The sequence below is a fragment of the Spirulina major PCC 6313 genome (genome assembly GCF_001890765.1).
Lineage (GTDB): Bacteria > Cyanobacteriota > Cyanobacteriia > Cyanobacteriales > Spirulinaceae > Spirulina > Spirulina major.
In genome coordinates this window covers 651,531-665,359 of record NZ_KV878783.1, presented here as the reverse complement: position 1 = coordinate 665,359, position 13,829 = coordinate 651,531, and the positions used below count along the sequence as shown (strand labels likewise).

The following is a 13,829-nucleotide window of genomic DNA, read 5'->3' as shown; positions in this document are numbered from 1 at the left end:
TTATGAGCGCTGGGTTTGGAGATAGTCGTTAATCACCTCCACGAGGGCCGTGCGCTCATCTTCGCGGAGCCATGTACCAAAGAGAATAGTATTGTGATCTTTCACCAGACCGCAGGTATAGATGAGGCGATTGTTAACCCTGATCCCAGTGGGGCACAGGGCGACTTTTTGAATGTCGGCAGTTTTGCCGGTGAGGTAGTGATTCCAGCCGAAATAACTCCAGCGCAAATCGTAGCGATCGGCGGTGATTTTGAGTTGAAAATCGCCCCCCACCGACCAAAACACACTAGCACGGACAATGCAGAGCACAATTAAGGCAATGATGCCGATGGGAAAGACGAGACACATCCCAATGACGACGGCGATCGCAACTCCCCCCAATTGCAGCACACTGTAGGTTGCCGGAACCTGAATCATTAAGGTGTCAGCGTCGCGGCGCAGTTGGACACGGCTATGGGGTAACAGTGAGTCTGGCGGGGATGGGGAGGATGCGGGGGTTGGATGCAGGGCCACAGGCTGCATCACAAACAGGGTTTTTAATTCGCCTGCGAGCCAGTCTCGTTCTTCTGGGGTGAGGGCTTGGCCGAAGCGATAGATTTGGGGCTGACGGAGGGGGCGAGTCAGTCCCCAGACGGAACGGGTGATCGGTTCATTGTTACCCGCATACCGCAGTTCAATGTAGTTATAGCGATCGGGGTCGTAGCGGAGGCTGATGTCGGAGGTGGCTCCCATTAACGTACTTTGCAGGGGTAAGAAGCGATAGGTTAAACGGGTTGTTTGGGGGGTGATGTGGAGGGTGGTGCGATCGCCTTTGACGGCCCGTAACCCGTTCCAAAACAACCCACTGACTACCCCTAGGATGATCAGCGGAATCCCCATCATGAAAACCGCCACAATCCGCGTCACCACACTTTCCGCCGGATCGAGCGCCACGACAATCGCGATCGCCACCAACAGGGAGATCGTGGGGAGCGCGATCGCAGTCCAGACACAATTCACCACCAACAAGGTAAAGCGTTTCTTGTGCCACCATGTCCCGCTGGGGATATGGATTGTGGTGTTGTGGGGGGATTTCGAGAGGATGATCTGACTGTCGGCGGGTTGGGGGGCGATCTGCTCCGGATTGAGATTGAGGGGGAGGTTGGCGCGGAGAGCCTCTTGAGCTGCGATCGCGGAGGCAAAGCGATCTTCGATCGCCGGTTCAAGGCTAGTTTCGAGCCAGGCGGCAAACGGGCGCGAAACTGTAATTTCAGCCTGAAAATCGAGCTTCATCCGCACCTGGGGCAGATCCGCCGGAGATTTCCCCGACAGCAAAAACACCAAGGTCGCGCCGAGACTGTATAAATCCGACGCGGCCACGGTTTGACAGCGAAACTGCTCCGGGGGCATATAGCCCAGGGTTCCCACAAACGTCCCCCCCCGGCTGATCGTGGCGCGATAGGCCTCTTGCACAGCGCCAAAATCCACGAGGACAATCCGGCCGTCGGGAGTTTGGATCAGGTTTTCGGGCTTGATGTCGCGGTGGATGACGGGGGGATTGAGGCCGTGGAGATAGGCGAGAATATCGAGGGTTTGGATGGCGATCGCTTTCACCTCATCCTCGCTCGGTTGCCAGCCGCGTTCTTGTTTGGTGAGGAGGGATTCCCCCTCGACCAATTCCTGCACGAGGTAGAAGCGGCGATCGTCCGGGGTATCCAGATCAAAATAGTCCAGGTATTGGGGAATCCCCGCATGGTTCAACGTGGCGAGGACACGGGCTTCGCGCTCGAACAGTTCGAGCATTTTCCACTCGGTGGTTTGGCGCAGGGACACCACTTTCAACGCGACGCGCTGGGAAGTCTGGTGATCCACCGCTGCGTAGGTGGTTCCCATCGACCCTTGACCGAGGGTGGTAACGATTTGATAGCGGTCTGCAATGATTTCACCTTGGGCATGTAGTCCGAGCATGGGGCCTCCTTCCACCGAATCTATTCCTATTGTGGCTGAGGGGTGCGATCGCGCCCGCTGCGCCAAGGCCATGATCAGGAAGTCATGCCCTCACCCCATCACGAAGCCATAATCGAGACGTAGGGTTTGGCGAAGATCATCCGGCCCGCAGAGGTTTGGAGGGCAGACGTAACCACCACTTGTAGTTCATCGCCGAGATGTTCCGACCCTTCTTCAACCACCACCATCGTGCCATCTTCCAGATAACCAACCCCCTGTTCCGGTTCTTTCCCTTGCTTGAGAATTTTCAGATCCAGAGTGTCCCCCGGTAGATAGATCGGGCGAATCGCTTGGGCGAGATCATTGACATTCAACACCGCCACTTTTTGCAAATTGGCCACCTTGCTGAGGTTGTAATCATTGGTGAGGAGTGTACCGTTGATTTCTTGAGAGAAGCGCACCAGTTTCGCATCCACGGTGGGGATGTCGTCGTAGTCCGTGGGGTTGATCACTAGTTGTTCAGGAAAAGCGGCTTGCATGCGGTTGAGGATGTCTAAGCCCCGTCGGCCTCGGAGCCGTTTTTGGTCGTTGGAACTGTCGGCGAGGAGTTGCAGTTCTTGGAGGACAAATTGGGGGATGAGGATTTGGCCTTCAATGAAGCCGGTGGCGAGGAGTTCTTCGATCCGTCCGTCGATGATGCAACTGGTGTCGAGAATTTTGGTGATCGCGGCTTGGAGTGTGCCTTCGGCGATGAGGAGGGTTTCAATGCTGCTGGGGTTAATCAGCCTTAGGAAGGTGCGTCCGTGGGTATCGGCGAGGGAGACCCCTAGGAACGAAAACATGACGCTGACGAGGACGGCGCTGAGGGGTTTGACGAGGCTGAATTCTTGGGGAATGGGCAACAGAAAGATGGGGGCCAGCATCAGGTTGGCGAGGAGCAAGCCTAGCACCCACCCGATCGCACGGGTGAGGATGGTTTCAATGGGGAGGCTGCGGACGGTGGCTTCGAGACGGCGGTAGGTGGTCTGAGCCGTGAGGCCGAGGGCTAACCCGATGATCGCGCCGAAGCTGGCGATGATCAGCCGCACTGCTTCGATGTTGGTGACTTGGTTCAGCACGTCCGGCGGTGCCAGGTCGATAGCCTCGTAGCCGACTCCCGCTAGGGCTAAAACAAATATGCTGATAATGACGGCATCTAACATGATGATGATTCCCAAAATTGGGCAGATGTATGGTCGGTTATTGAACCTCCGTCTATTATATCGGGGTAGGAAAGGGGGCTTAATTCGGTTTTCGCGATCGCGGCTGGGGCGGTTGGGGAAGGGGTGGATAGTAAGCGAGGGGTGAAGTCCCGGTCTGTCCTAGGGTTGAGGGAATGAATGGCAGGATAGACGGTGTTTTTTTGGCAATTGTTGTGAGGCGATCGCATCCAATCAATGGACCAAAAATCGGCCCTATCTTTGTAAGGAATTCGTAATTTTTAAGTCTTTTTTTTGTAAGATTGACACAATCTTAAACAGATCAAAATGAGACAACGACGGATCGAAACGGTGCAATCTCAACCACAGGAGCCGGCGATCGCATCTCCGATTTCGTCAGCCTATCTTCACATTCCTTTTTGTCGGCGGCGCTGCTTTTATTGTGATTTTCCGATTGCGGTGGTGGGAGAGCGGCGCGATCGCACCCCATCCCAGAGCATTGCCCCTTATCTCACCGCCCTCACCGCAGAAATCACCCTCACCGCCGCCCGCTCTACCCCCCAGCCCCTAGAAACGGTCTTTTTTGGCGGCGGCACTCCCTCCCTGCTCGCCCCTGAACAAATTGATCAACTCTTGACGGCCTTGGATCGCACCTTTGGTCTGGCAGCAGGGGCAGAAATTGCGATGGAAATTGATCCGGGGACGTTCACCTTGGCGCAGCTTCAGGGGTATCAGAGCGCGGGGGTGAATCGGTTTAGTTTGGGGGCGCAGGCGTTTCAAGATGACCTGTTGCAAACCTGTGGGCGATCGCATTCCGTCGCGGAGATTTACGAAGCCGTCGAGATGATCCGCCGCGCCCAAATTGACAATTTCAGCCTTGATTTAATTTCGGGTCTGCCCCACCAAACCCGTGATCATTGGCAAAATTCGTTAGAGGCAGCGATCGCCCTCGATCCCGCTCATCTCTCCTGTTATGATCTCGTTCTTGAACCCGTCACCCCCTTCGGCAAACGCTACCGCCCCGGCGAAACCCCCCTACCGGATGATGACCTCACCGCCGACCTTTACCGCATCGCCCAAACCCACCTCACCGCCGCCGGGTACGACCATTACGAAATTTCCAATTATGCCCGCCCCGGTTTTGCCTGTCGCCATAACCGTACCTATTGGGAAAATCGCCCTTACTACGCCTTTGGGATGGGGGCAGCGAGCTATACCGACGGAATCCGCTTCAGCCGACCGCGCACCCGTCAGGCCTATTACGACTGGCTCGCGGCGGGGGCGCAGCGTCCCGATGCACCGGAAACGGCGAGCGATCGCCTCCTCGAAACCCTGATGCTCGGCCTCCGTCTTCGGGAGGGGGTCAACCTCGATCGCTTCACACCGTCAGAACAGACCCAAATTCGCGCCACTCTTGCCCCCTATGCCGCTCAGGGTTGGGTGATCTTGGGAGCAGATGCGATCGCCCTCACCGATCCAGAAGGGTTCCTCTTTTCCAATACAATTTTGGCAAGCCTCTTTGCACAGTTCGATCCCGATTCAGCCCCATGGTGAGGAGTCCCCGTGTCCCCAGAACAAGAACAAACCATCCTCGATCTCCGCGCCCAAAACCATACCCCCCGCCAAATCGCTGCCGAACTCAATCTGCGGGTGTCAGAGGTACGCAGCATCATCGCCAACCACGGTGAAGGCCCCATCTTTACCCTTGCCACCAAAGGCGATTTACCCCCGATTCATGAATGTCTCGTTGATCAGACCTGTGCCGACTATCTCCTCGCGGGTCAGCAACCCGACGATTGGCCCCAAAGTTGCCTGGGGTTGGTGTTAGTGGCGCGGTTGAAGGGGATGGAGCGCGTTTCGGTCTGTACCTATTTGGTGGACTATCTCTGTTTAGGGGTCAAGGACACGATGAAGCCCCACCAACTCGATCGCGCCCAATATCCCGATTTTGTCCAACGGTTCTATGGGGCATTTCCGGCGGGATATCGAGCGATCGCCCTCCACGAGGCCCAAGCGATTATTTTCGGAGCCGTAGAATATGCCGCCCGCCTCGGCTTCAATCCTCATCCTGATTTTGAGCAAACCCTCTACCACTTGGGGCATTGGTCAGGGGAACCCGCTCTGCGCTTCGGCTATCAAGACAAGCCCCTCTATATCAATGGCCCCTACGACGACAATCGCCAAGTGATTAAAATGCTCGAACTGAACGCCGGACGGGATCAGTTCAACTATATTTTGGGCGTGGGTTAACGGGAGCCCTCACCCAAACAAATCCCCACGATTTCGCAACCGTGGGGCAATTAATTCTATAGTCGTCGAAGCTGAGCAGGGTGGAGCGTCGTCGTCAGGGTGACAGGATAGCGGTTTATCCTTTGTTGCGACGCTTCATCAACGCTGCGCCACCGAGAGCGATCGCGCCCCCTAGCATCGAAAACGGTTCCGGGGTGTTGGTTGTCGGTTTCGCGGCCGTTCCCATCACTTTCCAGTCCGGGCCGTTGTAGCTCGATCCCCGGCTGATCACCCGTAAGCCATAAATCGCGCTGTCATTTACGCCAAAATCTGTCAAGCTCACGCCGATGGATGCCACAGACTGAGCAGTCCTAATCTCTTTGGTGTCGAGCTTGAAGCCTGCATCACCCCAGCCCCCTTGATTGGATTTCCCCAGCGCCAACAAGTTACCGATCAAGTTGCCGCCAGCATCGATCGCCTGCACATCTAGGGCACTGTTTTTGCCCCGCTCCCAAATCAAAATATCTTGTACGCCTTTGTCAAAAAACAGGTCAATGGCAAAGTTGCCGCGATCTTCCGTGTCGATGATGCTGCTGAGGTTTTTGTTTCCCAGGGCTTGGGCAATGTCGCTATTGCTCGCCCGTTCTGACTTTAAGCCCACCGTTGCCAAATCGCCCATGTCAGCACTGGCGGCTCCGGTGTTGCCGCCCGTCCAAAGATCGTTGCTGACGATGTTGGCACGATTGACTAAGCTGAAATCACTGTAGGTTTGGCCACCGTAGGTGACGGAATCGAGCATTAAATTGCCTTTCCACTGGTTGCTGCCACTGTGGGAAGCGGTGTAGTTAGTGGTGAAGGTGAAGGCTTGGGCTGCACTAGCTCCAACAGCGATCGCAACTCCGGCTAACAATACGGCTAAGCGGCTATGCTTCAAGACGTTCATGGGTTCTGTGCTCCGTTTCTATGATTTTGAATAAGAATGAACTAAAAATTGAGTATATGGCGATGATGAACCCGACACATTCAGAATATCGTGACTCTTGTTTGCTGGCATAGCCTCAGGCACAGATTTTACTAAAACTTGATGGAGTGAATTGGTTATGTAAAGTCAAAATGAAGTCAAAACAACTCAACTTATGCGATCTCAGTATTATTTCGGATTAAATAAGCCTGAATTCAGCCGCATTTCACTCTCTACGTGATTTTACTGAACTGTTGGATTGGGGAGGCGATCGCCCTTGAATTGAGCTAACTATTAAGCGATCGCCAGAGAAAATTAATCATCAAATGTCAGTTTCAGTTAAGGCGCTTTTCTCAGATAGTTGCACAAGAAATCAGGAGTTCAACCAACCAGAGAATCCGGCTTTTAGCCTATTCAGAACTCACAGGGTTGCAGAAGCCGTGGCGCGATCGCGCAGTGACCCCAACTGATCCGGCGCAAACACCCCATGCTCGGTAATAATCCCGGCAATCAAGCGAGCCGGTGTTACATCAAACGCCGGATTATAAAACTCCGCCCCCTCCGGACAAAGGCGCGTATCTCCCACTTGATAAATTTCCGCCGGATCGCGCTCCTCGATGGGAATTTCTGTCCCGGTGGCGAGCTTGAAATCAATCGTCGAAAGGGGCGCGGCCACATAGAACGGTACACCATGGGCTTGGGCAATCACCGCCAGGCCGTAGGTGCCGATCTTGTTCGCCGCGTCGCCGTTGGCGGTGATGCGATCGGCCCCGACGACGACGAGATCAATCATGCCCCGCTGCATACAATGGGCCGCCATGTTGTCGGTAATTACGGTGACGGGGATGCCCACTTGGACACATTCCCAGGCGGTGAGTTTGGCTCCTTGGAGACGGGGGCGGGTTTCATCAGCAAAGACGCGACCCAAGCGATTTTCACGCCATGCAGAACGAATCACCCCGACGGCGGTTCCGTAACCAGCGGTGGCGAGACCGCCCGCGTTGCAGTGGGTGAGGAGGGTCAGTTTTTCGGGGCTAGGGGGGAGAATGCTCAGGGCGTGATCGCCGATCGCATGGCAGCGGTTGAGGTCGTCGGCTTGGATGGCTTGGGCGGTGTGCAGGAGGGTGGCGCAGATTGTGGCGGGGTCGCCGCTGGTGGTTTGGGCGGTGTGCAGTTGGCGGTCAATGGCCCAAAAAAGGTTAACGGCGGTGGGGCGGGTTTGGCGCAGGGTTTGAGCGATCGCGTCTAAATGGGCCAAAAATTCCCCGCGATCCGAGCCGGTGTATTCCCGTGCGCCGAGGTACATTCCATAGGCGGCAGCTACGCCGATGGCGGGTGCGCCCCGAACGATCATGGTTTTAATCGCGATCGCCATGGCATCGCTGCTGGTGATCTCAACGGTGGTGAGGGTTTCCGGGAGGCGGGTTTGGTCGATGAGGAGGACGCGATCGCCCTCCCATTGCACAGGGTAAAATTCCGGCATCATGGGGACAGGATAGAGGCTAAAGTATTCTACAGGAATTGTTCCTGCGGAAGAACACCCCGCCCCTCGCCCTTGTTGATACGTTACGGAATGCTCGGAAAAAAAGTTTGGTTTTGCCTCTTGGGGCTGATGCTTGCGGGGTGTCAGGGCTATCCGCGATCGCTCAACTTACCCTATGATGCGGGCGGTCGCGGCGTGAACACCCCCGCCTCGGAACTCTCGCCCCAAATGGTGGGGGATTATCTAATCCTCGTCTCCGATCGCAAAGGGTCTCAGGATGTCTTTCTTTTCGACATGGCCCAACGACAGTTAATTGATCTGCCGGGCTTAAACTCCCTCGATGCCAGCGTTAACGACCCCACCATTTCCGAAGATGGCCGCTACATTGCCTACATGAGCAGCCGCTTAGGGTTGGCGGACATTTATGTCTACGATCGCGACACCGGCCTAACCCAAAACCTCACTGAAACCCTCCAAGCCGAAGTCCGCCGCCCGGTGATCAGTGCCAACGGGGAAGCGATCGCCTTTGAAGCCAACGAAGACGGACGCTGGAATATTAGGGTCTACGACCGTCAAGGTAATGCGCTGGATTAGGCATGGGGGCGCGATCGTTATTTTGGGCTGGATTTGTAGCGGTTGTGCTCTGTTCATTCAGCCGCAAATTCCCACAGGGGGATTAAATAGCGATACCCCCGAAGAAGGGCCGAGCTACAGCGGCGATGGGCGATATTTGGCCTTTAGCAGCGATCGCAACGGTCAGCGCGATCTCTTCCTCTACGACCTCCAAACGCGCCAACTCGTCCCCCTGCCCAATTTAAACCGCCGCGATTCCAGCCAAGACCAACCCGCCCTCAGTGCCGACGGTCGCTATCTGGCCTACGTTTCCACCGAACGCGGCCGCTCCGATGTGCTGGTGTACGATCGCCAAACCCAGCGATCGCAACTCCTCACCGCCAACCTACGCGGCACGGTGAAAAATCCCACGATCAGCGGCGACGGTTCCCAAGTGGCGTTTCAAACCAACCAATTGGGGCAATGGGATCTTGCGATCGTCGAGCGGAATAATTTGCCCTAGGGACAGAATTTCAGCCCACCCCATAGATCCCGTCACCCCTTAAAATAGGCCGTGACTTTGTTAAAGAAATATTAACAACCATGCCCCACACGATTGTCACGGAAGTCTGTGAAGGTGTTGCCGATTGCGTCGCCGCCTGTCCGGTGGCCTGCATCCATCCCGGCCCCGGCAAAAACAGTAAAGGTACAGACTGGTTTTGGATTGACTTTCAAACCTGTATTGATTGCGCGATCTGTCTCCAAGTCTGTCCCGTTGAAGGGGCGATCCTTCCCGAAGAACGTGCCGATCTGCAAAAAACGCCCCAATAATGCCCGCCGCTGGGGAACCGTTCCCCGTCGCTGCCTTGCCCGTTTTGCTGTGATTCTGTCTCCCGTCTGAACTCTTGAACACCGATAACCCTGCGATCGCCCCTGCTCAACCCCTGCCGCCCCCCGAAACCCGCTGGGAGTGGCACAGCTTACAGATTGGGCTGTTGGGGTTTTTTCTGTTTCCGAGTCCGTTTTTTTTGTTTGTAGCGGCGGCCTTATTGGGGACGGCACAACGAACCTGGGCACAGTGGCGATCGCACCCCATCAACCAAGCCCTCGGCCTGCTCTTCGTCTTGCAATTGGTCAGCGTCGCCTATTGCGATCGCCCCCTTGATGCCCTCTTGGGGATGGCGAACTACGGACCCTTTTACCTCTTTTTTGCCGTCATTCCCGACCTCGTGCGCACCGCCGCCCAACTCCAACGGATCGCCTTTTTATTGGTGATCGGCTCCGTGCCTCACATCATTCTTGGTTGGGGGCAAATGCTCTGGGATTGGCAAACCCCCGAATGGTGGTCGGGAATGTTCGGCTGGTCGATGCTGCCCGGTGGGTCGCCCTGGCTGCGGATGTCCTCCGGCTTTTTCTATGCCAATAACTATGGGTTTTACCTAGCGATCATCCTTTGTTTTGCCCTCGGTCTTTGGCTCATATCCTGGCGCAATTGGCGCAGCACCGGGCAGAACAGCACGCTGATCCGCCTCGTGGGGTTGAGCAGCATTATTTTGGGGAATACCTCCACCCTCTGGATGACCCAATCTCGCAATGGCTGGATGTTGGCGATGGTGGCAGGGTTAGCGATCGCTCTCTATGCGCGGTGGTGGTGGCTGCTCTGTTTCGCGGGGGGATTTGGGGGATCGGTGCTGTGGGCAGCCTTCTTACCGGCTCAAGGTGGTGCATCCCTGCGCGAAATCATTCCCTTTGCCCTCTGGGGACGGTTATCCGGGGAAATGTACCCGCTTCCCGATGCCCTGTCTCGCGTTAGCGTTTGGCAATTCGCCCTCGATCGCATCCAAGACCGCCCGCTGTGGGGGTGGGGGGTGCGCAGTTTTGAACGTCTGTACGAACCCGCGATGGGGGTGTGGGTGGCCCATCCCCACAATATTTTTCTGCTCTGGGGGGTGGAATGGGGGATTCCCCTGGCTTTGTTTTTTGTGGTTTGGGTGGGCTGGGTTTGTTGGCGAGCGGGCTGGTGGATTGGGAAGTCAATGCCGAGAGTGCAGCGGCGCGATCGCCCCCAGCAGCAACCCATCCTGTTTGCCCTGGGGCTGGCCTGGGGTCTTTGTGTACTTTATAACTGTTTTGATGTGTCGATTTTTGATTTTCGCACTAACTTCCTAGGGTGGTTGTTGCTGACCCTGATTGCAGGCATGAGCCGCCCCAGGGGTCAAGACAACCCCTAAGCCGGAATCGTGTCGGCATCATCCCCATCGGTATCTAACTCTGGCCCCACATCCGGAATCAGCGTTTCATCCTCATGGCCAGCGAGGGGACTGTAGGCACTGAGGGATTCATGGATGCGATCGCCGTACAGTTCCAAATCCGGACTGTCGGGATCAATCACTGTCGCATCATCACTCCTGCCGAGGGGCATTTCCCCCTCTGGCATCATTAACGTATTCGCATCCGGGGGAGCGGCTAAATTCGCAATATAGTCACTGTCCCACGCATCGGGGAGAATTGGTCGCCCTTCTGCCACTTCAATTGACCCGGCAGTGAGGGGGGCTTGCTCTGGGTCAGTCGCAGGCATCATTGCCCCCGATGCCTGCACAACTGACCCCTCCGTCATCCATTGCTGCTGTTCTGGGTTGAGGCTGACATTCACAATACAGGCATCGGTGAGGGTGGCTTGCCGGAGGACTGTGCCGGTCAGGTTCGCGCCGGTTAAATTCGCTCCTTCAAGGTTGGCGCGGTAGAAGTTGGCGTGGCTGAGGTTTGCGCCGGTTAAATTAGCCCCTTGGAGGTTGGCTTGGGTGAGGTCGCTATGGGCGAGGTTGGCATAGCTGAGGTCGGCCTGTTGGAGGTCGGCACGATTGAGATCAACCCCTTGTAAATGAGTGCCTCGGAGGCGGGCGCGGGGGAGATGGACTTGGGGGAGGATGGGGCCGATGTGGGTTTGAATCCCGTCAGGGTTCAGCAGGGCGAGGCGATGGAGAAGATGGGCAAAGCGATCGCCTTCTCCCTGATCCGGATCACCGCCGGGATAGCAGGGGCTGCCGAGGCGTTGGTTGAGCAGACAGAGGAGGACGAGGGTATTGATCCCGACGATCGCTTCGATCTGTTCGGCATGGTGGGGATTGCCGCGATCGCGTAGGTCTTGATAGGTGCGGTGGGTTAACCCGGCATCGCGCCATTGACTGCGGAGATAGGTGCGATAGAACGCATCGATCACACTGAGCAGATCCGGGAATTGAGCCGCTGGAAATTGCTCTAGGATTAGATTCCACAGGGGATGCGGGATGATTTGGGCCCCGAAAATGGGGTAGAGGTGAGCCGCGATCGCCGCCACGTCGGGCAGGTGCGACCCGTGGGGAGCGTAAGGGGCGAGGGTGCGATCGCTAATCTGACGCAGGTGATGGATCAGGGGATCGGCCATCAGCACCGGCACAAAGTAGGAATGGGACAGGGTGAGGGGGGAACCCTGTCGGAAGAGGAGCGCCGAGAGGGGTAGATCCACCGTCACCGCCGTGCCTTGCCAGGTTGCGAGCAGGGGCTGACGGAGGGGAGATGGGTTATAGGCGACGCTGGCGAGGAGATGGGTGGCGATTTCGGTTTCAATCAGCGATCGCGACAGCAGAAACCAGCGCCGTTCGAGGTGTCCCTCGCGATGGAGTCGCCCCAAGAGATAGAGCGACAGCGGCCACAACGCCCAGGGCAACAAGTGGTGTTTCGTTTTCCGAAAACAGCCCACCCCTTTTAGTAAAGAAAAATACTCATGGGATTTCGCCTTATTCGTCAGCATCGACCAGCGTTTAAACCACAATTGCCACCCGTCGCGGTCGAGGGGTTGCAGGGTGGCGGTGGAATAGGCGATCGCACTGTGCCAACCGGGGGGGAAGGTGTCCGGGCGCGTTGTGAGAATGAACTTATGGCGATAGGCCGTCGTGCGGTGAAACTGCTCCAACTGACAGAGAAACACCGCCACCGTATCAAAGGCATCGGGCGATCGCCGCAATTGATCCAACCCATCCAAAACCACCACACAATCGCGCTCGGCCCAAGGCACATCCCCCAGCACCGAGGCTAAGGTCGCTTCAAAATTTGCCCCCAACTGCACCCCATCCAGGCGAATCCACAAGGGTAACGCCATCTCATTTTCCAAATCCAGCGCCAACCCTACCATCCACTGTCGCACTGTCTGGCTTTTGCCGCTCCCCATTGGCCCTGTGATCACTGTAATCGGGGTGGTGTGGGGGCGTTCTTGCTTCAGCCATTGCGCCAACGCTAAGGGATGGCCGCCATCGGGTTGGACGTGGAGAGGAATACAAAGATCGCCGCTGGCAAAGGGTTCATCAAAGAGGGGCAGGCTTTGCTGCTGGAGAAAGTGAGCGCGGCATTGTTCCGTGGCAATGCGATGGGGAGTGAGGGCGGCGGGATAGAAACGCTGCTGGATGGGGGTGAGGGGTTCGGGATGGGCGAGAACTCGCGCCATGACGTGACCGGGAAGGGCGGTGATAATCCGATGGGCCAACAGTCGGGCTTCGGATTCACTGACTCCACTGGCTCCGAGCCAAGTAATCGCAACGGTTTGCAACTGTTGGATGTAGGGGGATTCGTCCCACTGGATCAGGACTTGGACGGCTTCACTGTCGCCGAGGGCGTGGGTTTTGAGGGCGGTGAGGTAGGTGTGGAGGGTGACATCGGCGAGGGGGGTGGGTTGGGCGTGATCGGTGGGGAGATCGGCGCGATAGAGCCAGGGGCGATCGCGCTCGGTTTCTTGGTCGAGAAATTGCCGCCAACTGTCGAGATAGGCGATCTGCACCCCCAGGCTAATCACAGCGGTGCGATCGCATTGCCGCTCATGCACCGGCCAGGCACAGAGGAGGGTTATCGTCAATTCAGCCACGGCGGCCAGGTGCGATCGCAACGTTCCCAACGGCCACTGCAACACCTCCGCCACAGGAGCTAAATCATTCAGACCAAGCTGTTGTTGCTGCATCGCTTGAATCACACGATGGCTCACCCCCTCCACAACGCGGCCAGGGTGTTGCAGTGCAGCCAGGGGAACCTGATGTTCAGCGAGCCACCGGTATAGAGAAAAGCTCATAACCAAAAGTCTCAGCGGGTAGAGGGCAATACAATCCCTTTTCATCCTAGCCGGAAGACTTTCCGTGCAAAGTCTTCCCCCGCTAAAGAGGGGGTTATTTTGGCCGTGGCCTCATTCCCAATCCACCGGAAAACCATCAGCAAGCTTCTCCCCTTTCCTGCCCCGTTGTCGCCCACATTGCGATCCGTTGAATCTCTGAATCAATGCAAATGTATTCATTAAGCACATGGACGGCAAAAATCTTCCCCTGCCGCGTTTGGCTGTTTTGCCATGAATTGATCCCCCTAGCCCATCGCGTCAGGGTCAATTTGCCTTGGTTTTTTTCCCATCGTTGCGGCCGTTTTGCGGGCTAGAACCGGAGTTTAAACTAATGACTTGCCGGGA

Annotated in this window: 11 protein-coding genes; 6 read left to right on the top strand and 5 right to left on the bottom strand. The window is 56.5% G+C overall.

The window, feature by feature from the left end; genetic code table 11:
* Together SPI6313_RS03030 and SPI6313_RS03025 are read right to left on the bottom strand one after the other, a co-directional pair.
* Positions 1 to 1,947, bottom strand: coding sequence for a serine/threonine protein kinase (locus tag SPI6313_RS03030; RefSeq protein ID WP_072619661.1), 1,947 nt, complete (start codon positions 1,945 to 1,947; stop codon positions 1 to 3).
* 98 nt (positions 1,948 to 2,045) lie between these two features.
* The gene (locus SPI6313_RS03025) at positions 2,046 to 3,128 is read right to left on the bottom strand and encodes a PIN/TRAM domain-containing protein (RefSeq protein WP_072619660.1); all 1,083 of its coding nucleotides are present in this window, start codon (positions 3,126 to 3,128) and stop codon (positions 2,046 to 2,048) included.
* Positions 3,129 to 3,452: 324 nt separating this feature from the next.
* On the opposite strand from SPI6313_RS03025, the gene hemW reads away from it, so the two are divergent.
* Positions 3,453 to 4,679, top strand: coding sequence for a radical SAM family heme chaperone HemW (hemW, locus tag SPI6313_RS03020; RefSeq protein WP_072619659.1), 1,227 nt, complete (start codon positions 3,453 to 3,455; stop codon positions 4,677 to 4,679).
* Positions 4,680 to 4,688: 9 nt separating this feature from the next.
* Positions 4,689 to 5,375 (top strand): RNA polymerase sigma factor sigma-70 region 4 domain-containing protein, encoded by a 687-nt coding sequence (locus SPI6313_RS03015; protein ID WP_072619658.1) that lies wholly within the window; start codon positions 4,689 to 4,691, stop codon positions 5,373 to 5,375.
* A 115-nt stretch (positions 5,376 to 5,490) separates the two neighbouring features.
* Here the strand turns inward: SPI6313_RS03015 and SPI6313_RS03010 are convergent, their stop codons facing one another.
* On the bottom strand, positions 5,491 to 6,297 hold the full coding sequence (locus tag SPI6313_RS03010; protein ID WP_072619657.1) for an exosortase-dependent surface protein XDP2: 807 nt from the start codon (positions 6,295 to 6,297) through the stop codon (positions 5,491 to 5,493).
* Positions 6,298 to 6,736: 439 nt separating this feature from the next.
* Positions 6,737 to 7,801: an S-methyl-5-thioribose-1-phosphate isomerase gene (mtnA, locus tag SPI6313_RS03005; RefSeq protein ID WP_072619656.1), complete on the bottom strand. Its 1,065-nt coding sequence runs from the start codon at positions 7,799 to 7,801 to the stop codon at positions 6,737 to 6,739.
* Between the two features lie 69 nt (positions 7,802 to 7,870).
* On the opposite strand from mtnA, the gene SPI6313_RS03000 reads away from it, so the two are divergent.
* The 4 genes from SPI6313_RS03000 to SPI6313_RS02985 all read left to right on the top strand — a co-directional run bounded on the left by SPI6313_RS03000 (position 7,871) and on the right by SPI6313_RS02985 (position 10,581).
* Entirely contained in the window at positions 7,871 to 8,392 is a 522-nt protein-coding gene (locus SPI6313_RS03000) for a TolB family protein (RefSeq protein ID WP_245788563.1), read from the top strand.
* Positions 8,379 to 8,873, top strand: coding sequence for a TolB family protein (locus tag SPI6313_RS02995; protein WP_072619655.1), 495 nt, complete (start codon positions 8,379 to 8,381; stop codon positions 8,871 to 8,873). Before SPI6313_RS03000 ends, SPI6313_RS02995 begins: the two co-directional genes overlap by 14 nt.
* 80 nt (positions 8,874 to 8,953) lie before the next feature.
* Positions 8,954 to 9,181, top strand: coding sequence for a ferredoxin family protein (locus SPI6313_RS02990; protein WP_072619654.1), 228 nt, complete (start codon positions 8,954 to 8,956; stop codon positions 9,179 to 9,181).
* A gap of 74 nt (positions 9,182 to 9,255) precedes the next feature.
* Positions 9,256 to 10,581, top strand: a complete 1,326-nt coding sequence (locus tag SPI6313_RS02985) for an O-antigen ligase family protein (RefSeq protein ID WP_072619653.1) — start codon at positions 9,256 to 9,258, stop codon at positions 10,579 to 10,581.
* On the opposite strand, the gene SPI6313_RS24315 is transcribed toward SPI6313_RS02985, so the two are convergent.
* Entirely contained in the window at positions 10,578 to 13,445 is a 2,868-nt protein-coding gene (locus tag SPI6313_RS24315; RefSeq protein ID WP_072619652.1) for a pentapeptide repeat-containing protein, read from the bottom strand. The genes SPI6313_RS02985 and SPI6313_RS24315 overlap by 4 nt on opposite strands.
* Between the last annotated feature and the right edge of the window lie 384 nt (positions 13,446 to 13,829).